Raw genomic sequence first — 19,983 nt, 5'->3', positions numbered from 1 at the left:
CTATCGACCGGTACGTTAAACGTGTGTACCGGCACGTAATTGCTGTAACAAACGCTCCACGGGAGCCGCCAGTCCGACCGACGGCGGTTGCGCTAAGTTATACCAGAGCGCGTTGCCTTCATCCATGCATGAGCCGAATGAAGACACAGGAAGCCACATAGGCACAATGTCTAAGTGGAAATGGCTAAAGGTATGGCGAAACGCATTAAGTTGGGTCAGATTATCTGCGTTAATGTGTCGTTGCGCCAGCCACTCACGTAGCCCATCTTCATCATCAAACTGCGGAAAACAGTATAACCCTCCCCATAATCCGCTGGGTGGCCGCTGCGCGAGCAACACCTCATCATCATGCTGCAGCAGTAAAAAATAGCCCGTTCGTTCTGGCAGCGTTTGCTTGGGTTTTTTACCAGGGTACAACGCCCAGCTTGCATTGGCGCTGGCCACACAGCCATTTTCCAACGGACACAGCGAACATTTAGGTTTTGAGCGCGTACAAACCATGGCGCCTAAATCCATCATCGCCTGATTAAAACGCTCAACGCCATGGGCGGGCGTCACCTGCTCGCTCAGCTCCCACAGCTTCTTTTCGACCTCTTTTTTACCCGGCCAGCCGTTTACAGCATAACAGCGAGCCAGCACGCGTTTGACGTTACCGTCGAGAATCGGAAAATGCTGACCCAGAGAGAGGGAAAGGATCGCGCCTGCGGTTGAGCGACCGACGCCTGGCAGAGCAGCCACCTCATCAAAAGTTTGCGGAAATATACCGCCATGCATCGTCACAACCTGCTGCGCGGCTTTATGCAGATTACGCGCTCGGGCGTAATAGCCAAGGCCGGTCCATAAATGCAAGACTTCATCCAGCGGCGCATGGGCTAAATCGCTTACCGTTGGGAAGCGCGCCATAAAGCGCTCAAAATAAGGGATAACGGTCGCAACCTGAGTTTGTTGCAGCATCACCTCAGAGAGCCATACTTTGTAAGGCGTCTTGTCAATTTGCCAGGGTAGCGTTTTCCGCCCGTATTTGTCGTACCAGCTCAACACCTGAGCCGAGAATTGAGACGCTTGCATGATTACCGTTTCATTATTGCCGGGGGCAAGATTGCAGCACAGCGGCAACGGGGTGTAAACCGGAACTTTCCGCTGCTCACTTTCTTCCTTTACTTGCATCCGGCAACTAACTTTGGATAATGCCCGTTTTCAGAACTCAAACACAGCAGACTAAACTTTTATGAAGAACGACGTCATTTCACCGGAATTTGATGAAAACGGCCGCCCTCTGCGCCGGATTCGTAGTTTTGTTCGTCGCCAGGGGCGACTGACGAAAGGGCAGGAACACGCGCTGGAAAACTACTGGCCGGTGATGGGCGTTGAGTTCAGCGAAGAGCCTGTAAATTTCGCAGAACTGTTTGGTCGTGATGCGCCAGTCACCCTTGAGATCGGTTTTGGTATGGGAGCGTCGCTGGTCGCAATGGCGAAAGCGCGTCCGGAACAGAATTTCCTCGGCATTGAGGTTCACTCGCCGGGCGTTGGTGCGTGTCTGGCTTCAGCCCATGAAGAGGGTGTCGAGAACCTGCGCGTCATGTGCCATGATGCTGTTGAAGTCCTGCATAAAATGATTCCTGACAATTCTTTATCTATGGTTCAGCTGTTTTTCCCTGACCCGTGGCATAAAGCACGTCATAATAAACGCCGTATCGTTCAGGTACCGTTTGCTGAGCATATCTTAAGTAAGCTGAAGCTGGGCGGCGTATTCCACATGGCAACCGACTGGGAAGCGTATGCGGAACATATGCTGGAAGTGATGTCCTCCATTGACGGGTATAAAAACCAGTCCGAGAGTAACGATTATGTACCGCGCCCACAATCGCGCCCGGTAACCAAATTTGAACAACGTGGTCATCGTCTTGGCCACGGCGTATGGGACTTAATGTTCGAGAGGGTGAAATAATGGCAAAGAACCGTAGCCGTCGTCTGCGTAAAAAGATGCACATCGAAGAATTCCAGGAAGTAGGATTTTCGGTTGCATGGCGTTTCCCGGAAGGTACATCTGGAGAGCAGGTCGATCAAATCGTTGATGACTTTATCAATGAAGTTATCGAACCGAACAAGCTGGCTTTTGACGGCAGCGGCTATCTGGCCTGGGAAGGTCTGATCTGTCTGCAGGAAATCGGCAAATGCACCGAAGAACACCAGGCAATCGTGCGTAAGTGGCTGGAAGAGCACAAACTCGAAGAAGTGCGTACCAGCGAACTTTTCGATATTTGGTGGGACTAAGTAGCACAGGGTCGGCAAATGCCGGCCCGATTTGTCTTGAGGGAAAGATATGATGCGCAAAACGCTGCTGGCGGCAGTCCTAACGTTCACGGCGATGGCCGCACATGCAGATTACCAGTGCAGCGTCACCCCGCGTGACGATGTGATTTTGAGCCCACAAACGGTGCAGGTGAAGGGCGAGAACGGCGACCTGATTATTACCCAGGCCGGCGATGTCACCTTTAACGGTAAACAGTACAACCTGAACGCCGCACAGCGTGAGCAAGCCAAAGATTATCAGGCGGCGTTGCGTAGCAGCCTGCCGTGGATTGACGAAGGTGCCAGAGCGCGCGTAGAGAAAGGTCGCGTGGCGCTGGATAAAATCATCGCCAAAGAGGTCGGTGAAAGCAGCAACATGCGTGGCCGCTTAACCAAGCTGGATGCGCAATTGAAAGAGCAGATGAACCGCATCATCGAGCATCGAACTGATGGCCTGACCTTCCATTATAAGGCGATTGATCAAGTCCGCGCGGACGGACAACAGCTGGTTAATCAGGCGATGGGCGGTATTTTGCAGGACAGCATCAACGAAATGGGTGCCAAAGCCGTACTCAAAGGCGGTGGTAATCCGTTGCAGGGCGTGCTCGGGAGTCTCGGTGGCTTGCAAACCTCAATTCAGAACGAATGGAAGAATCAGGAACAAGACTTCCAGCAGTTTGGCAAAGATGTTTGTGCCCGCGTCGTGACGCTGGAAAACGATCGTAAAACGCTGGTTAGCACTCTGAAATAATCTTCACCTCTGTTTAACGGCGCAGAAACATTCTGCGCCGTTTTATTTTGTACTTTTCTGTTTTTTTGATATCCATCTCTAAGAATAACAATTTGATGGAGATATAAATCTGGTTAATTGGAACTCGTCACATTATTCATCTGTGAGATAGACATAATGCTGCAAATTCAAGTAACTGGAGAAATAACATGGAGTTTTTCAAGAGAACGGCACTTGCCGCACTGGTTATGGGTTTCAGCGGCGCGGCGCTTGCACTGCCAAATATCACCATTTTAGCGACCGGCGGGACGATTGCTGGTGGCGGTGATTCCGCGACAAAATCTAACTACACGGCAGGCAAGGTTGGCGTAGAAAATCTGGTTGAGGCCGTACCTCAGTTGAAAGATATCGCCGTGGTTAAAGGTGAGCAGGTGGTGAATATCGGCTCCCAGGATATGAATGACGACGTCTGGTTAACGCTGGCGAAAAAGATTAATACCGAGTGTGATAAAACCGACGGCTTCGTGGTAACGCATGGTACGGATACCATGGAAGAAACCGCCTATTTCCTCGACCTGACCGTCAAGTGCAACAAACCGGTGGTGCTGGTAGGTGCGATGCGTCCGTCTACCGGTATGAGCGCTGATGGCCCGTTCAACCTGTATAACGCCGTGGTAACCGCCGCAGATAAAGCCTCTGCCAACCGCGGTGTGCTGGTGGTGATGAACGACACCGTTATGGATGGTCGCGACGTGACCAAAACCAATACCACTGACGTTGCTACCTTCAAATCCGTTAACTACGGCCCGTTGGGTTACATTCATAACGGTAAAATCGACTACCAGCGTACGCCTGCGCGTAAGCACACTACATCCACGCCGTTCGATGTTTCTAAGCTGACCGAACTGCCGAAAGTTGGGATTGTTTACAACTATGCTAACGCCTCCGATCTGCCGGCAAAAGCGCTGGTAGATGCGGGTTACGCAGGGATCGTTAGTGCGGGTGTAGGTAACGGTAACCTGTATAAAACCATTTTCGATACGCTGGCAACTGCCGCGCATAAAGGAACCGTTGTCGTACGTTCATCCCGTGTACCGACTGGTGCTACTACCCAGGATGCTGAAGTTGATGATGCGAAATACGGATTTGTCGCTTCAGGCTCGCTGAACCCGCAAAAAGCGCGTGTTCTGTTGCAGCTGGCGCTGACCGAAACCAAAGATCCTAAGCAGATTCAGGAAATGTTTAATCAGTATTAATCGATGAAGGTGGCTGCGCTTATCGACCTAACCCTGTAGGCCTGATAAGCGCAGCGCCATCAGGCAATTTGCCGGATGCGGTTCAAGGCCTTATCCGGCCTGGATCGTTACCGTATTACTCCGCCAGAAACAGCTCCAGCAGCGAATTCAAAAACAGCTTACCATGTTGGGTAATCTGCCAGTATTCATCGCATTCACTCAGGTAGCCCTGGGAAATAGCCTCATCGATCTGTCGACGAATAACGTCCTCGGTAAGCCCGGTATATTGTCTGAACTCCGCGCGAGGCGCGGCCTCAAGCAACCGGAAACGGTTCATAAAGAACTCGAACGGCTTATCGGCTTCAGCGACATCACGCTGGCTTTCGAGATAACGCCCTTGCATGTAGCCACGCGGATGCCGCGTTTTTGTGGTACGCAGAATGCGCCCGTCCGGGAACGTAATTTTGCCGTGCGCGCCGCAGCCAATACCGAGATAGTCGCCAAAACGCCAGTAATTAAGGTTGTGCTGACACTGATAGCCTGGCTTCGCATAGGCTGAGGTTTCGTACTGCTGATATCCCGCGGCGGTCAGTAGCTGGTGGCCTTGCTCAAAAATATCCCACAGCGCATCATCGTCCGGTAAAACAGGCGGTCGGGAACCGAACAGCGTGTTGGGTTCGATGGTCAACTGATACCAGGAAAGATGCGGTGGATTGAGCGCGATGGCCTGCTGTAAATCGCCCAGCGCCTCTTCCAGCGTCTGATCCGGCAAACCATGCATCAGGTCGAGGTTAAAGCTGCGTAGCCCCAGACCACTCGCCAGGTGTGCTGCTCGTTTGGCTTCTTCCGGCCCGTGAATACGTCCCAGACGCTCGAGTTTGGCGGAGCTAAAGCTCTGTACGCCAATCGAGATACGGTTGACGCCAGCGCGTTGATAATCAACAAAGCGATCGGCTTCCACCGTCCCGGGATTCGCCTCCATGGTGATTTCTGCATCTGCGGCCAGATTCAGCCGTGCGCGCACGCCGTCGAGCAGCGTTTGCATTGCCGGGCCAGAAAGCAGGCTCGGCGTACCACCACCGATAAAAATTGTCTTTACTTCACGCCCCTGGGCGTGGGCCACCTCAGTATCCAGATCGCTCAGCAGGTGCTGAACATAGTCGTCATGAGGAACCTCGCCCTTGAGCGCATGCGAGTTAAAGTCGCAGTACGGGCATTTCTGCACGCACCACGGGATGTGAATATAAAGACTTAGCGGCGGAAGGTTAACCATTACGCAGGGCATCCAGCAGCAGCTTCAGTGCCTGTCCGCGGTGAGAAATCGCACTTTTTTCTTCGCGGGTCAGCTCAGCAGCTGTTTTTCCTTCGGACGGCACAAAAAAGATTGGGTCGTAACCAAAACCACCGTTTCCGGCCGGTTCACGGGTAATCACGCCCGGCCAGCTTCCGTGGCACACTAAAGGCGTGGGATCGTCCGCATGGCGCATATACACCAGCACGCAGTGGAATTGCGCCTGACGCTGGTCATCCGGGACATCCCGCAGGGTGTACAGCAGTTTTTCCAGGTTCTGCTGGTCGGTCGCATCTTCGCCGGAATAGCGGGCTGAATAGATACCTGGCGCGCCGCCAAGGGCATTTACTGCCAGACCTGAGTCATCAGCAATGGCTGGCAAACCCGTAATTTGCGCGGCATGACGCGCCTTCAGAATGGCGTTCTCAATAAACGTCAGTCCGGTCTCTTCTGCAGAATCAACACCCAGATCCGTTTGGGCAACAACATCAAGACCGAAATCACTCAGAAGAGAGGCGAGTTCACGCACTTTACCGGCATTGCCGGTCGCGAGGACAACTTTTTGCATGGGATACCTAATCAGTTAGCGCCGCAATTTCGGGCGGGATCTGTTGCGGATGAATAATTTTAACCTGTTTATGGCGGCCAAGCTCGCCCTTCTCAATGACGACCTGGCTTTTCGCTACGCGAAACTGTTTGCCGAGAAACTTCACCAGATGGCTGTTGGCTTGTCCATCGACCGGCGGGGCGGTAATGGCGACTTTTAGCTCGTCGCCATGTAAACCCACAATACTGTCACGGCTGGCTTTCGGCTGAATATAGAGCCGTAAAACCAGACCGTCGTCGCAGGGTGTAACGGCACTCATAGCGCCATCCACAGCCCCGGCAGCAGCATGTTGCCTGTCGCCTGTAACACTTCCGCGATCCCCATGTTAATGACATAGAGCAGCAGAACCAGGATCATCGGCGAGAAATCTATCCCCCCCATTCCCGGAAGAATACGACGAATAGGACGCAGCAGCGGATCCGCCAGTTGGATCAGCACGTACTCCACCGGGCTGCGGCCCTGGCTGACCCAGCTCATAATCGCCATCACCAGCAGTACCCAGAAAATCAGCAGTCCGATGGTTTTCAGGACAATCAGCACGGCGGCGATCCAGATGATCGGCTGGAACGTCACCACCTTAAACAGCACGATGGCTTTGATAAAGCTGAGAACGAGCGCGACTAATGCTGATGCGCTGTCAATGGGCCCCATCGGAGGAATAATACGGCGTAACGGCCCAATAATGGGCTGAGTGATTTTCACAATAAACTGCGAGAACGGGTTGTAGAAATCGCAGCGAGACCATTGCATCCACACGCGCAGTAGCAGCGCCATGGTATACAGCTCAATTACCGTTGAGAGCAGGAAGGTCAACGTATTCATGGTGTTCCTTAATTTTCCTTATTTTTTAGTGTAATCACGAGCACCAAAAATGGCAGTGCCGATGCGCACCATCGTGCTACCCGCCGCGATAGCGGCATCCATATCATCAGACATCCCCAGCGAGAGCGTATCGATATTTGGGTAGCGTGTTTTCAACCCGGCAAATGCTACAGCCATTTGCTGTGCAACTTCAAACTGCCTTACATAATCTGACTCAGGAGCGGGAATAGCCATCAAACCACGCAGGGTAATGCGCGGCAGCACAGCGACTTCAGCGGCCAGGGCATCAAGCTCTGCCAGCGGAATCCCTGACTTACTGTTCTCATCGCTGATATTAATCTGGATCAGCACATTCAGCGGCGGCAGGTCTGCCGGGCGCTGTTCGCTCAGACGGGCAGCGATACGTAGACGGTCGATCGTATGGCACCAGTCAAAGTGCTCGGCGACCAGACGACTTTTGTTGGACTGCAGCGGGCCGATAAAGTGCCACTGCAGATCGTTGACGCTTTTTTCCTGAAAGTAGCGGATTTTATCCACCCCTTCCTGGACATAGTTTTCACCGAAGGCTCGCTGCCCTGCGGTAATGGCTTCTTCGATGGCGCTCGCAGGTTTGGTTTTGCTGACTGCAAGCAACGTAACTTCTTCTGAAGACCGCCCGCAACGCGTCGCGGCGGCTGAGATTTTGTCCCGGACATATGCCAGGTTATGCGCGATATCGTTCATTTTCCGAGGATGTTCATATGAATATGGAAGAAATAGTGGCCCTTAGTGTAAAGCATAACGTGTCGGATCTACACCTGTGCAATGCATGGCCTGCGCGTTGGCGCAGGCGTGGAAAAATCGAAAACGCGCCATTTACCACGCCTGGTGGGACTGTGGATGTGCTGAGTACAAAATGTGAGTCTGTAGGAGGATGTAAACAGATTTAACAAATAGAATTTTTAATTCGTTTTTATTTAGCTCAGGCTTGCTTTAATTTAAAGGTTTAAAGTAATAAAAACAGGTGTGAAATTATATCTCTAATGAAATTAAGCCATTGCATAATTGATGGGGTAAATATTGTTACTGATTTTATAACTAAACGATAATACACATTGCAAATATAAGTTTGGGACATGGTGATGATGTCAATAAATGGAGTTAGAAGCATTTAATGTTCATGCTAATGGTTCGCTTTGTGATATTTCATATTCTTCGTTTATAAATGAAGTGTTGTAAATGTGGAATAAAGAAGCCGCTATAAATTTTGTTAGACATAATGCTTATCCACACGCTACGGGTTATTGTGCCAGGGCAGTAACAGCAGCTATCGAACATGGCGTCTACCCCGGACCTGGTTATCGTAAAAGTCAGTCTTCGTATAAATTATATAGGCACAACTGATGAAGCGATTAATATTATTTACTTTTCTATTCTCATCATTTGCTATGGCAGAAATAGTTCCTGCTGATACACAAGCATTAAAATTCAATACCTGGTATATAAAGCAGATTGCTCATAATGTCATCCCAGTTGCAGATAACCCGACGGCATTAGAGCCTTTCGTTAGTATTGATACATTGAATAAATTAAAACAAGCTTATATGAATAATGAGCTTGAAGAGGATTATTTTCTAAAGGTTCAGGATTTTGCAGATGAAGACTGGAGTAAGCATATTAGTATTGATCTGACTATAACTGATCCTATTTGTACCAATGTCTATTTGACATTTGGAACAGGTGAGTCATCTCAAAAAGTCATTGACTGCATGGTAGAAGAAAATGGTGTATGGAAAATCAAGAGCGTGGCTACTCGCCATTAGTTATTGTTTTCACCAATTGAAAATAATCCTGCGGTAATGGCTTCTTCGATGGCGCTCGCAGGTTTGATTTTGCTGACTGCAAGCAACATAACTTCTTCTGAAGACCGCCCGCAACGCGTCGCGGCGGCTGAGATTTTGTCCCGGACATGTGCCAGGTTATGCGCGATATCGTTCATTTTCCGAGGATGTTCATATGAATATGGAAGAAATAGTGGCCCTTAGTGTAAAGCATAACGTGTCGGATCTACACCTGTGCAATGCATGGCCTGCGCGTTGGCGCAGGCGTGGAAAAATCGAAAACGCGCCATTTACCACGCCTGACGTAGAGAATCTGCTGATGTGCTGGCTCAGTGAGCAACAACAGGTACAGTGGCGGGAGCAAGGGCAGGTTGATTTTGCCGTTACCCTGACGGACTCCCGGCGGCTGCGCGCCAGCGCATTTGCCCATCAGCAAGGAACGTCACTGGCGCTAAGACTGCTACCGCTGGATTGTCCTCATTTAGACGATCTCCAGACTCCCGAGGCCATACCTGAACTGCTGCGCAGTGAAAATGGGTTAATTCTGGTGACAGGCGCCACCGGCAGCGGTAAATCTACGACCCTGGCGGCGATGGTGGAGTATCTTAATCAGCATATTGAGGGACACATTCTGACGCTGGAAGATCCTATTGAATACCGCTACGCCAGCCAGCGTTGTCTCATTCAACAGCGGGAGGTGGGCGTACACTGCGTCTCTTTCGCCGCCGGTTTGCGCGGTGCGCTACGCGAAGATCCCGACGTTATTTTGCTGGGCGAGCTGCGCGACGTGGAAACCATTCGGCTGGCATTAACGGCGGCGGAGACCGGACATCTGGTGCTGGCAACGCTACACACGCGTGGGGCTGCACAAGCCATTGCGCGGCTGGTGGATTCCTTTGCTGCATCAGAGAAAGATCCGGTGCGTAATCAACTGGCAGACAGCTTGCGGGCGGTTCTTTCGCAAAAACTGGAGGAGGATAAGCAGGGGGGACGCGTGGCGCTATTCGAGCTGCTCGTTAACACGCTCGCCGTGGGCAATTTGATCCGCGAAGGGAAGAACCATCAGCTACCCGGCGTGATTCAAACCGGGCAGCAGACAGGTATGCAGACGTTTGCACAAAGTTTGCAGCAGCGACAGGCGCAGGGGCGGCTTTAATAGCCCTGCTCGAAATAGCTTTCCAAGATAATAACGGCAGAAGCGGAGTCCACTTTGCCTTTATTCAACGCCCGGTAACCGCCTTGCTCAAACAGGCCTGAGCGGGCTTCGACGGTGCTCAAACGTTCATCGTGCAGCGTTACGGTTACGCCAAAGCGACCATGAATGCGGTTAGCGAATTTACGTGCGCGCGCGGTAAGGGGCTGTTCGGTGCCATCCATGTTGAGTGGCAGGCCGACAATGATTTCATCCGGTTGCCACTCTTTCAGCAGGCGTTCAATCAAATTCCAGTCTGGCGTACCGTCCTGTGCTTTGATGGCGGGCAATGGCCTGGCCGTACCGGTAATGCGCTGACCCACGGCGACGCCGATACTTTTCGTACCAAAATCAAAAGAGAGTAATGTTCCGCTCATCATGCGTGTCCCGCCACGCCGGGCATGGTCTGAATATCTATTCCGATAAGTTTGGCAGCGTCGCGCCAGCGGTCGGCAATCGGCGTTTTAAACAGAATGTTGAGATCGGCGGGGGCGGTGAGCCAGGCGTTATCCAGTAGCTCTTGTTCCAGTTGGCCTTTTTCCCATGATGAATAGCCCAATGCCACCAGCACCTCGGACGGTTGCTCCTGCGTGCCCAACGTTTCTAATACATCGCGGGAGGTCGTGATGATAGTGTTATCAGAAATTAAGATACTGGATGCAAAACGGGCGGGCGGAGTATGCAGAATAAATCCGCGGTCTTCCGCCAACGGGCCGCCGAGCATCACTGCTTTATCCAGACGGATGGACGGATCGCGTCCTTCAGGCGTGATCTTCAGCTTTTCCAGAATCCCTTCAATTTGTAAGTTTTCCAGAGGCTTATTGACGATAATCCCCATTGCTCCGTTCTCATTGTGTTCGCAGATATACACCACGGAACGGCGGAAAATTGGATCCTGGAGAGCAGGCATGGCAATTAGAAAGTGATGCTGTAAATTCATTGTCAGAGGTTCTGTTTCCTGGTTCAAAAAAGCAACAGCGCCCAGTATGCGTACAAACAGGAGCGCTGTCACTATTAGTATTGGTAGGGTCCCTTCTACCGGCGAGTTCTTTTATTTTTGCAGGCGCGCTTCAATGGCGTCCATTAGCATACCGGTAATAGAGACCGGGAACTCCGCTTCAATTTCACGAATACAGGTTGGGCTGGTGACGTTAATTTCCGTCAGACGATCGCCAATGATGTCCAGACCAACAAAAATCAAACCTTTCGCTTTCAGCGTCGGCCCAATGCGACGGGCAATTTCCCAGTCACTGTCGGTTAATGGACGCGGCTCGCCACGGCCACCTGCGGCCAGGTTGCCACGGGTTTCACCGCCCTGCGGAATACGCGCCAGGCAGTACGGAACGGGTTCACCATCGACCACCAGCACGCGTTTATCGCCATCTTTAATTGCAGGCAGATAGTTCTGCGCCATGCAGTAGCGGGTACCGTGCTCTGTCAGCGTTTCCGCAATAACGCCAAGGTTCGGATCGCCTTCCTTCACGCGGAAAATAGAGGCTCCGCCCATGCCGTCCAGCGGTTTGAGAATGATGTCGCTGTGTTTTTGCCAGAAGGCTTTCAACTGCGCTTTGTTACGCGTGACCAGCGTTTCCGGCGTCAGGTCGGCAAACCATGCGGTGAACAGCTTTTCGTTGCAATCGCGCAGGCTCTGCGGTTTATTGACGATCAGCGTTCCTTTCTCTTCTGCACGTTCCAGAATATAGGTCGCGTAGATGAACTCGGTATCAAACGGCGGATCCTTACGCATCAGAATAACGTCCAGGTCTGCCAGTGGGAGATCCTGCTCGCTCTTGAACTCATACCATTTGTCGTAGTTCTGCTCTACGCTCAGGGTACGCGTATGGGCGCGGGCTTCACCGTTGATCAGATAAAGATCGGCCATCTCCATATAATGAATTTCGTAACCGCGGCGTTGCGCTTCCAGCAGCATAGCGAAGCTGGAATCTTTCTTGATGTTGATGCTTGCGATGGGATCCATCACGATGCCGAGCTTGATCATTGTTTTTCTCCGTTAGCCCAGATCGCCAAAACGCACCTGTAGCGCGGTAATGGCGGTGAGCGCAGTTGTCTCAGTACGCAGAACGCGAGGTCCTAACAGAATATCAGTAAACTGATACCGTGCGGTCATGGCAATTTCATCTGCCGATAGCCCACCTTCCGGGCCAATCAGCAAGCGGATGCGCTCCACCGGGAGCGGCAGCGTGTTGATGCTGGCGCTGGCGCGAGGATGCAGATTGAGTTTCAGACCTTCGTCCTGTTCTGCGCACCATGCTTCCAGATCCATTGCCGGGCGAATTTCAGGCACCCGGTTACGACCGCATTGTTCGCAGGCGGCAATGGCGATTTTCTGCCACTGCTGGAGCTTCTTGTTCAAGCGTTCACTGTCCAGTTTAACGCCGCAGCGCTCAGAAAAAAGTGGCGTAATGAGGCTTACACCCAGTTCGATCGATTTCTGGATAGTAAATTCCATTTTTTCACCGCGCGACATTACCTGGCCCAGGTGGATATGCAACGGTGATTCCCGATCGTCGAGTTCAGCGTTAAGCACCTTCACTTCCACGCTTTTCTTACTGGCGTGGGTAATTTCGGCGTCGAATACCTGATTGCTGCCATCAAACAGCTGTAGCGGCTGGCCTGGCCCCATACGTAGTACGCGGCCGATATGGTTGGCAGCATCTTCACACAATGAAATTCGGCTACCGGAAGTGATTGGCTCAGGGTGATAAATGCGGGGAATGCGCATAGTTAAACATCCGCGTCATGGCCCTGGGCTATTAAAGGCCAGGGCATGGTTAAAAATATTGCCGCTAGTGTAGGTTAGCTCTTTTGCGCCTGGCAAGCGCGTTGCACATACGGGTTATGATTCCCCTGTACCTTCGCGATGCGTTCGTCGCGCTCACACTCCCAGTCGGTGACCGGATACTGCTTATTCCAGGCGTTAAAAAGCTGGGTTTGCTGACGGGAGAGCGTCAGGTTGTATTGGTCGCGCATATAAAAATAGGTACGCGCGATGGCACCACGGGCGCGGGCAGGCGGCTCGGCAACTTTCTCTTTGAAATCAACCTTCATCGCGCACTGTCCGTACTGGCCTTCACCACCGTTCCACTGGCTGTACATAAAGTTTGCGCGATCGCCATTCACTTCACCTACCGCAGGCTGCAGGTTATGCATATCGCTTTCCATTTTGCGATAGACCGGATCTTTAGCGCAGTTTTTACGCCCCCCGTCCTGCCAGCACTGGCGCTGATGACCAAACTGCCAGGCGGGGACAACGTGTTCCCATTCAATTCGACTGGCGCGGTTTTCGTTTTTTCGCACTTTATAGCCACAGGATTCGAGGTCCACGACCCCTTTTTTGCCTTGCCAGTTAATTTTGCAACCACAGTAGAAATCGCCTGGCGCATCGGCGTTAACTTTGACGCCTGCGGCTTTTGCCTGGGAAAAACTATTGATGCCTTCGGCTAAAGCCGGGCCTGAAAATGCTGCGGCTAACAGGGCCGCAGCAAAAGAAAAATTACGGTACATCACGAACTCCGTGTCAAAACGAGCCCGCAACGTAGCGAAAGTCATTCCTGTATGCAATCAGTTAGATCAGAAAAGTTCCTGATAATTCTGAAGATTATTCTGCAATCAGTGGTTCGCCGCAGTGAACGCAGCGGTAGGTGGCTTCACCGCGTACCACGCGGTTATGGCGGCGTACGGTCAGTTGGTGTTCCTGACATTTGCAGCGGTAAGTAAAGGTCTTACGCTGCACGGATTGCAGTTCGAACTGATGTGTGCGTCGGGCTGGCACGCCCAGCACGCTCTCCATCATCCATTTCCACTCTTTGCCGTGCGGCGGCACGCGACCAAAGTATTTCCACACCAGTAAATGCGCCAGTTCATGGGGCACCACCTCATTCACGAATGCGTCAACGTTCTCCATCAGCAGTACCGGATTGAGGCGGATTTCGTAGGTTTGTAACCACGCGGTGCCTGCAGCGGTGCCGCGCTGTTGGTACACCAGCTTAGGTTCCGGATAATTACGCTCGAGCTTAAGATTGGCCTGTGCGAGTTTTTCCCGCAGGCTGCGCATAACGGCTTGCTGGATGGCGATAGGGAGACGGGAGGTTTTCATAACGCCAGAGGATAGTGCGACAGGGAAGGGACTGCAAGAGGAAGGCTTCCTCCCGCGGGGGAGGAAGCTTTTCGTGATTAGTCGTGTGCGCCAATTTCGCGCAGTTTACGACCTTTCATCAGGTTACGTTCAATGTGTTCCAGAGAGACATTTTTAGTTTCAGGTATCAGCCACAGGGTCAGGAAGATGAACAAGACGTTCAGACCACCGTAGACCCAGAAAGTATTGGCGCTTCCCAGCGAGTTCAGCATCGTCAGGAAGGTAGCGCCGACAATCATGTTGGCTATCCAGTTGGTTGCGGTAGAGCAGGTGATACCGAAATCGCGACCTTTCAGCGGCTGAATTTCAGAGCACAGTACCCAAATCAGCGGACCGGCACTCATGGCGAAACCAACAATAAACATCAGCAGCATCAGTACAGCGAAGTATTGCGCGGCCGCCGAGTGAATACCCACGTGCATCATCGTACCCAGCACGCCCATACCGACGGCCATGACGATAAAGCCGAGGATCAGCGTAGGTTTACGGCCCCAGCGGTCAACCAGGCCAATGGCGATAAAGGTTGCCAGCACGTTGGTCAGACCGACGATAACCGTCCCCCACATCTGCTCGGTGGTGTTGGTGTAGCCCGCCAGCTCAAAGATTTTCGGTGCGTAATACATAATGACGTTCATCCCGGTGAACTGCTGCATCACCTGTAACAGGACGCCAAGGAATACCGCGCGGCGGAAGTTGCTGTTTTCTTTAAACAGCGCCCAGCCGCTCTGCTTCACCTGCAGGCTTTCACGAATTTCATCCAGCTCGCGTTTGGCTTCTGCGCTGGTATCACGCAGACGCAACAGAACACGTTCAGCATCGACAAAACGACGTTTAGCAGCAAACCAGCGTGGGCTGTCCGGCAGGAAGATGACGCCAACCAGCAGCAGCAGGGCAGGGATGATGATCACGCCCAGCATCCAGCGCCATGCGCCGCTGTAGCTAAACGCCGTATCGGAAAGATACGCACCCAAAATACCGATGGTGATCATCAGCTGATACATAGAGATCATACTGCCACGAATTTTTTCCGGGGCAATTTCAGACAGGTACAGCGGCGCGGTATAAGACGCAACGCCCACCGCCAGGCCGAGCAGTACGCGGGAAACCAGCAGCACTTCAACGTTTGGCGCCGCGGCGGAGAACAGTGAACCGGCAACAAACAGGATTGCGCCGATCATCAGACTCTTTTTACGCCCCAATTTGAAGGAGAGCCAACCGCTGCCGACGGCACCCACGGCAGCACCAAACATCATCGAACTCACCACCCATTCCTGAGTGTGGGGGGTAATTTGGAACTCGTCGGTGATGAACGGTAAAGCACCGGCAATAACACCGATATCCAGGCCAAAAAGTAATCCAGCCAGGGCTGCAAGAAAGCAGACAAAAAATGTCATGGCTTTGTTGGAACGCCCCGTTTTTTTATTGTCAGGCATGATGCCCTCCGGTTGGGTAGCTAGTTTTGTTGATGTTAAGGGTAGGTGAGTACGGGGTAAAAAAATGCGAATCACATCACATTAGTGTAATCGGTTACACTGACATTTATCACGATTATCGATTAACCATTTGAAAATTAACATTTTATAATACGATTAAATATGGTTAATTGCCTGGAATTAAGACGATCCTGAAAAATAATGTAACAGTGACGCAAGCTTGACGGAAAAGAGATGTTAACTTGTTGTGGATATAAAATCGGTGCTATGTAATCGCTTTCATTGTTGTTAGAGGACCGCTTCACTGCATTGTTCAGGTGACGAGGCGTTGGGGGGAAAATTGGGGAATAAAAAAAGACCAGCACGAGGCTGGTCTTACTAAGCGGACAGTCTTCAGTAAATTACTTCAGACCGGCAGCTTCACGCAGCAGAGCGGCTTTGTCGGTTTTTTCCCATGGGAAATGTTCGCGGCCAAAGTGACCGTAAGCTGCGGTTTCTTTGTAGATCGGGTGCAGCAGATCCAGCATCTGAATCAGGCCATACGGACGCAGGTCGAAGAACTCGCGCACCAGCAGGGTCAGTTGCTCAGAAGGTACTTTTTCGGTACCAAAGGTTTCAACCATGATAGAGGTCGGTTCAGCCACGCCGATGGCGTAGGAAACCTGAATCTCACAACGGTCAGCCAGACCAGCGGCAACAATGTTTTTCGCGACGTAACGAGCTGCATAGGCTGCGGAACGGTCAACTTTAGATGGATCCTTACCAGAGAATGCACCGCCGCCGTGACGCGCCATGCCGCCGTAGGTATCAACGATGATTTTACGACCTGTCAGGCCACAGTCGCCCATCGGACCGCCGATCACAAAACGACCCGTCGGGTTGATGAAGAATTTGGTCGCAGCGCTCAGCCATTCAGTCGGCAGTACCGGCTTGATGATCTCTTCCATGACAGCTTCTTGCAGAGATTTCTGGTCGATATCTTCAGCATGCTGAGTCGACAGAACCACGGCATCAATACCGACGATTTTGCCGTCGTCATACTGGAAGGTAACCTGGCTTTTTGCATCCGGGCGCAGCCACGGCAGAGTACCGTTTTTGCGTACTTCAGCCTGACGCTGTACCAGACGATGCGCGTAGGTGATTGGCGCAGGCATCAGCACGTCGGTTTCATTGGTTGCATAACCAAACATCAGGCCCTGGTCGCCAGCGCCTTGTTCCAGCGGATCCGCGCGGTCAACACCCTGGTTGATATCCGGAGACTGCTTACCGATGGCGCTCAGAACCGCGCAAGAGTTGGCGTCAAAGCCCATGTCGGAATGCACATAGCCAATTTCGCGAACCGTGTTACGCGTGATCTCTTCGATATCTACCCAGGCGCTGGTAGTGATCTCACCGCCAACTAAAACCATACCGGTTTTGACATAGGTTTCGCAGGCTACGCGTGCTTTCGGATCCTGCTCGAGATTGCATCCAGCACGGCATCAGAGATTTGGTCAGCGATTTTGTCAGGATGCCCTTCTGATACGGACTCGGACGTAAAAAGGTGTTTTGCCATATTTAATTTCACCTAAGGAATATTTAGTTAGCTCAAACTGTCGAGTGGAATAGCCATGTGTAGAAGATTCTACCATGAGTCTGCAGATGACGGACACTGGCAGTCTGAGTGTTAATCGGTATAGATGGATTAACATCTGGACGGCTATTTTAGGACAGTTCTTCGCCTGATTTCCAGCTTTTTTTGATTGAGGTCGCATTGTACTGAAAATGTAACTGGAAATTTTTCCTGACGGTGCTGGCAATGTACGTATTTATCTTTTGCATTTTCGTACTGTTGTCGGTATAAAACGCGGCGCGCGGCTCATACAAAAAGCACACGACGTTTTCATCGTGTTGCCACTTCCAGCCGGGTTAACACTTTAGCTTTGGCTTGTGGGTTCGTTCCGTCAGGAGCAACCGTGGAGGTGATACGAGATAATGAACCGTTGTATTCTGCTGAATCTGTCGCACCGTTCTGGTGTACATATGTCCCCCGCAATCTGCATCTTGCATACCTGCCGATGTTATACCCATCTCGGCGCTTCTCAGGACTCAAGAGCCGGTAACGGTCACTAAGAACTGAACAAGGGCGCTCTTGGTAAACAAGAGTTTTCTCGTGGTTTCGCCGAACCGTCAGCATTAAGTTCGGTTACGTGTTTACATTGATATGAAAAAGAAACCGGTCGCACAGTCGGAGCGTCAGCACTATCTGCTGGAAATTCTGCCTGTATTTGGGTTGTTATCGCGTCTATGGATTGCGATAGTAGTCAACTGTTTTACACTTGTTAATAAAATTGAGGTTCGCTATGTCTGACGACATTTCTTTGGGTTCGCCTTCGTCAGCAGGCGAACACGGTGTACTACGCTCCATGCAGGAGGTTGCAATGAGTTCCGAGGAAGCCAGCAAGATGCTGCGTACTTACGATATTGCCTGGTGGGGTAATAACTACTATGACGTCAATGAGCTGGGCCACATCAGCGTGTGCCCGGATCCGGACGTACCAGAAGCGCGCGTTGACCTTGCTGAGTTGGTGAAAGCCCGTGAAGCGCAGGGCCAGCGTCTGCCTGCATTATTCTGCTTCCCGCAGATCCTGCAACACCGACTGCGTTCGATTAACGCCGCGTTTAAACGCGCCCGTGAATCTTACGGTTACAACGGCGACTATTTCCTCGTTTACCCGATCAAGGTCAACCAGCATCGTCGCGTGATTGAATCGCTGATCCACTCCGGCGAACCGCTGGGGCTGGAAGCCGGTTCCAAAGCTGAACTGATGGCCGTTTTGGCCCATGCCGGAATGACCCGTAGCGTGATCGTGTGTAACGGCTATAAAGACCGTGAATACATCCGTCTGGCGTTGATTGGCGAGAAGATGGGCCATAAGGTCTATCTGGTCATCGAGAAGATGTCTGAAATCGCTATCGTGCTGGATGAAGCTGAACGTCTGAATGTGGTTCCGCGTCTGGGCGTGCGTGCGCGTCTGGCGTCGCAGGGGTCCGGTAAATGGCAGTCTTCCGGCGGCGAAAAATCCAAGTTCGGCCTGGCGGCAAACCAGGTGCTGCAACTGGTGGAAATACTGCGCGAGCGCGGTCGTCTGGACAGCATTCAGTTGCTGCACTTCCACCTCGGTTCGCAGATGGCGAACATTCGTGATATCGCCACCGGCGTACGTGAATCAGCGCGTTTCTACGTTGAGCTGCACAAGCTGGGCGTGAATATCCAGTGCTTCGACGTCGGCGGTGGTCTGGGCGTGGACTACGAAGGTACCCGTTCGCAGTCTGACTGCTCCGTAAACTACGGCCTGAACGAATACGCCAACAATATCATTTGGGCGATTGGCGATGCCTGTGAAGAGCATGGTCTGCCGCATCCGACGGTCATCACCGAGTCTGGTCGTGCGGTTACCGCGCATCATACTGTGCTGGTGTCTAACATTATCGGCGTTGAGCGTAGTGAACATACCGAAGCCACACCGCCGGCTGAAGATGCACCGCGTGCCCTGCAAAGCATGTGGGAAACCTGGCAAGAGATGCACGAGCCGGGAACCCGTCGTTCGCTGCGCGAATGGCTGCACGACAGCCAGATGGATCTGCATGATATTCACGTGGGTTACTCTTCAGGCACCTTCAGCCTGCAGGAGCGTGCGTGGGCAGAGCAGTTGTATCTGAACATGTGCCATGACGTGCAGAAACAGCTCGACCCGAGCAACCGCGCGCACCGTCCGATTATCGACGAACTGCAGGAGCGTATGGCGGATAAGATCTACGTCAACTTCTCCCTGTTCCAGTCGATGCCGGATGCATGGGGGATCGATCAGCTGTTCCCGGTACTGCCGCTCGAAGGACTGAATCAGGTGCCAGAGCGTCGTGCGGTGCTATTGGATATTACCTGTGACTCCGACGGTGCTATCGACCACTACGTTGACGGTGATGGCATTGCGACCACCATGCCGATGCCGGAATACGACCCTGAGAATCCGCCGATGCTGGGCTTCTTTATGGTGGGTGCGTACCAGGAGATCCTCGGCAACATGCACAACCTGTTTGGTGATACCGAAGCGGTTGACGTGTTCGTCTTCCCCGACGGTAGCGTGGAAGTTGAGCTGTCCGACGAAGGGGATACCGTGGCGGATATGCTGCAGTACGTGCAGTTGGATCCGAACACCCTGCTGACGCAGTTCCGTGACCAGGTGAAAAAAACCGATCTGGATGCTGAGCTGCAACAGCAATTCCTCGAAGAGTTCGAAGCGGGTCTGTACGGATACACTTATCTCGAAGACGAGTAAGGCTGCTCGGGTTCGCTTGAACCTGGGCAAATTAACGGCGATAATTCGCCCATACAAGTAGTCACGTAAATCAATCCCTTCCTCGT

22 protein-coding genes and 3 pseudogenes are annotated in these 19,983 nt (G+C 52.1%); 10 read left to right on the top strand and 15 right to left on the bottom strand.

Annotated features, from left to right (window positions below; translation table 11 throughout):
• Window positions 1-15: 15 nt before the first annotated feature.
• On the bottom strand, window positions 16-1,068 hold the full coding sequence (gene mutY, locus EHN13_RS03850) for an A/G-specific adenine glycosylase (RefSeq protein WP_124020913.1): 1,053 nt from the start codon (window positions 1,066-1,068) through the stop codon (window positions 16-18).
• 160 nt (window positions 1,069-1,228) lie between these two features.
• Between mutY and trmB the strand changes: the two genes are divergently transcribed.
• The 4 genes from trmB (at window position 1,229) to ansB (ending at window position 4,278) form a co-directional block, all read left to right on the top strand.
• Window positions 1,229-1,948, top strand: coding sequence for a tRNA (guanosine(46)-N7)-methyltransferase TrmB (gene trmB / locus EHN13_RS03845; RefSeq protein ID WP_003027117.1), 720 nt, complete (start codon window positions 1,229-1,231; stop codon window positions 1,946-1,948).
• Complete coding sequence (locus EHN13_RS03840) at window positions 1,948-2,274, top strand: YggL family protein (protein WP_003027115.1); 327 nt, start codon at window positions 1,948-1,950, stop codon at window positions 2,272-2,274. The genes trmB and EHN13_RS03840 overlap by 1 nt, the downstream gene beginning before the upstream one ends.
• Window positions 2,275-2,323: 49 nt before the next feature.
• Window positions 2,324-3,043: a YggN family protein gene (locus tag EHN13_RS03835; protein WP_048213199.1), complete on the top strand. Its 720-nt coding sequence runs from the start codon at window positions 2,324-2,326 to the stop codon at window positions 3,041-3,043.
• Between the two features lie 188 nt (window positions 3,044-3,231).
• Window positions 3,232-4,278: an L-asparaginase 2 gene (gene ansB / locus EHN13_RS03830; protein WP_115601485.1), complete on the top strand. Its 1,047-nt coding sequence runs from the start codon at window positions 3,232-3,234 to the stop codon at window positions 4,276-4,278.
• A gap of 115 nt (window positions 4,279-4,393) precedes the next feature.
• Here the strand turns inward: ansB and hemW are convergent, their stop codons facing one another.
• From hemW to EHN13_RS03805, 5 genes are read right to left on the bottom strand one after another with little or no spacing between them, the layout of a single operon-like run.
• On the bottom strand, window positions 4,394-5,530 hold the full coding sequence (gene hemW / locus EHN13_RS03825) for a radical SAM family heme chaperone HemW (RefSeq protein WP_032937402.1): 1,137 nt from the start codon (window positions 5,528-5,530) through the stop codon (window positions 4,394-4,396).
• Entirely contained in the window at window positions 5,523-6,116 is a 594-nt protein-coding gene (locus tag EHN13_RS03820) for an XTP/dITP diphosphatase (protein ID WP_115642890.1), read from the bottom strand. Before EHN13_RS03820 ends, hemW begins: the two co-directional genes overlap by 8 nt.
• Before the next feature lie 7 nt (window positions 6,117-6,123).
• A complete protein-coding gene (gene yggU, locus EHN13_RS03815) occupies window positions 6,124-6,414 on the bottom strand; it encodes a DUF167 family protein YggU (RefSeq protein ID WP_005123286.1) in 291 nt (96 codons plus the stop codon).
• Complete coding sequence (locus EHN13_RS03810) at window positions 6,411-6,977, bottom strand: YggT family protein (protein ID WP_003825417.1); 567 nt, start codon at window positions 6,975-6,977, stop codon at window positions 6,411-6,413. The genes yggU and EHN13_RS03810 overlap by 4 nt, the downstream gene beginning before the upstream one ends.
• 18 nt (window positions 6,978-6,995) lie before the next feature.
• Window positions 6,996-7,700: a YggS family pyridoxal phosphate-dependent enzyme gene (locus EHN13_RS03805; RefSeq protein ID WP_124020912.1), complete on the bottom strand. Its 705-nt coding sequence runs from the start codon at window positions 7,698-7,700 to the stop codon at window positions 6,996-6,998.
• A 17-nt stretch (window positions 7,701-7,717) separates the two neighbouring features.
• Here EHN13_RS03805 and EHN13_RS03800 point away from each other — a divergent pair.
• Together EHN13_RS03800 and EHN13_RS03795 are read left to right on the top strand one after the other, a co-directional pair.
• Window positions 7,718-7,843 (top strand): annotated as a pseudogene (locus EHN13_RS03800) (type IV pili twitching motility protein PilT); the annotation flags it as partial.
• Between the two features lie 516 nt (window positions 7,844-8,359).
• Window positions 8,360-8,779 carry a DUF3828 domain-containing protein gene (locus EHN13_RS03795; protein WP_048213194.1) on the top strand — a complete coding sequence of 140 codons (420 nt, stop codon included), beginning with the start codon at window positions 8,360-8,362 and terminating at the stop codon, window positions 8,777-8,779.
• Window positions 8,780-8,784: 5 nt separating this feature from the next.
• Here the strand turns inward: EHN13_RS03795 and EHN13_RS03790 are convergent.
• Window positions 8,785-8,955 (bottom strand): annotated as a pseudogene (locus tag EHN13_RS03790) (YggS family pyridoxal phosphate enzyme); the annotation flags it as partial.
• Between the two features lie 17 nt (window positions 8,956-8,972).
• On the opposite strand from EHN13_RS03790, the gene EHN13_RS03785 reads away from it, so the two are divergent.
• Window positions 8,973-9,953 (top strand): type IV pilus twitching motility protein PilT, encoded by a 981-nt coding sequence (locus tag EHN13_RS03785; RefSeq protein ID WP_124020910.1) that lies wholly within the window; start codon window positions 8,973-8,975, stop codon window positions 9,951-9,953.
• Here EHN13_RS03785 and ruvX read toward each other — a convergent pair.
• The 8 genes and pseudogenes from ruvX to metK all read right to left on the bottom strand — a co-directional run bounded on the left by ruvX (window position 9,950) and on the right by metK (window position 17,133).
• Complete coding sequence (ruvX, locus tag EHN13_RS03780; RefSeq protein ID WP_006686843.1) at window positions 9,950-10,366, bottom strand: Holliday junction resolvase RuvX; 417 nt, start codon at window positions 10,364-10,366, stop codon at window positions 9,950-9,952. The genes EHN13_RS03785 and ruvX overlap by 4 nt on opposite strands.
• A complete protein-coding gene (locus tag EHN13_RS03775) occupies window positions 10,366-10,929 on the bottom strand; it encodes a YqgE/AlgH family protein (protein WP_048213499.1) in 564 nt (187 codons plus the stop codon). The genes ruvX and EHN13_RS03775 overlap by 1 nt, the downstream gene beginning before the upstream one ends.
• Window positions 10,930-11,040: 111 nt before the next feature.
• Window positions 11,041-11,988, bottom strand: coding sequence for a glutathione synthase (gene gshB, locus EHN13_RS03770; RefSeq protein WP_003027083.1), 948 nt, complete (start codon window positions 11,986-11,988; stop codon window positions 11,041-11,043).
• Window positions 11,989-12,000: 12 nt separating this feature from the next.
• The gene (gene rsmE, locus EHN13_RS03765; RefSeq protein ID WP_115601492.1) at window positions 12,001-12,732 is read right to left on the bottom strand and encodes a 16S rRNA (uracil(1498)-N(3))-methyltransferase; all 732 of its coding nucleotides are present in this window, start codon (window positions 12,730-12,732) and stop codon (window positions 12,001-12,003) included.
• Between the two features lie 74 nt (window positions 12,733-12,806).
• Window positions 12,807-13,514 carry a deoxyribonuclease I gene (gene endA / locus EHN13_RS03760; RefSeq protein ID WP_016150969.1) on the bottom strand — a complete coding sequence of 236 codons (708 nt, stop codon included), beginning with the start codon at window positions 13,512-13,514 and terminating at the stop codon, window positions 12,807-12,809.
• Window positions 13,515-13,608: 94 nt separating this feature from the next.
• Complete coding sequence (locus tag EHN13_RS03755; RefSeq protein ID WP_061068543.1) at window positions 13,609-14,106, bottom strand: SprT family zinc-dependent metalloprotease; 498 nt, start codon at window positions 14,104-14,106, stop codon at window positions 13,609-13,611.
• Window positions 14,107-14,183: 77 nt separating this feature from the next.
• A complete protein-coding gene (gene galP, locus EHN13_RS03750) occupies window positions 14,184-15,578 on the bottom strand; it encodes a galactose/proton symporter (protein ID WP_003027074.1) in 1,395 nt (464 codons plus the stop codon).
• Between the two features lie 401 nt (window positions 15,579-15,979).
• Window positions 15,980-17,133 (bottom strand): annotated as a pseudogene (metK, locus tag EHN13_RS03745) (methionine adenosyltransferase).
• A 419-nt stretch (window positions 17,134-17,552) separates the two neighbouring features.
• Between metK and EHN13_RS24450 the strand changes: the two are divergent.
• The 3 genes from EHN13_RS24450 to speA all read left to right on the top strand — a co-directional run bounded on the left by EHN13_RS24450 (window position 17,553) and on the right by speA (window position 19,897).
• Complete coding sequence (locus tag EHN13_RS24450; RefSeq protein WP_269149342.1) at window positions 17,553-17,690, top strand: hypothetical protein; 138 nt, start codon at window positions 17,553-17,555, stop codon at window positions 17,688-17,690.
• Between the two features lie 91 nt (window positions 17,691-17,781).
• Window positions 17,782-17,928: an acid stress response protein YqgB gene (yqgB, locus tag EHN13_RS03730; RefSeq protein ID WP_005123310.1), complete on the top strand. Its 147-nt coding sequence runs from the start codon at window positions 17,782-17,784 to the stop codon at window positions 17,926-17,928.
• A complete protein-coding gene (gene speA / locus EHN13_RS03725) occupies window positions 17,921-19,897 on the top strand; it encodes a biosynthetic arginine decarboxylase (RefSeq protein WP_124020908.1) in 1,977 nt (658 codons plus the stop codon). The genes yqgB and speA overlap by 8 nt, the downstream gene beginning before the upstream one ends.
• Window positions 19,898-19,983: the final 86 nt, after the last annotated feature.

Origin of the sequence: Citrobacter youngae, from assembly GCF_003818115.1 — a bacterium.
Taxonomy (GTDB): Bacteria; Pseudomonadota; Gammaproteobacteria; order Enterobacterales; family Enterobacteriaceae; genus Citrobacter; species Citrobacter youngae.
The sequence above is the reverse complement of the archived record's forward strand: the minus strand, read 5'-3'. Positions and strand labels throughout refer to the sequence as shown.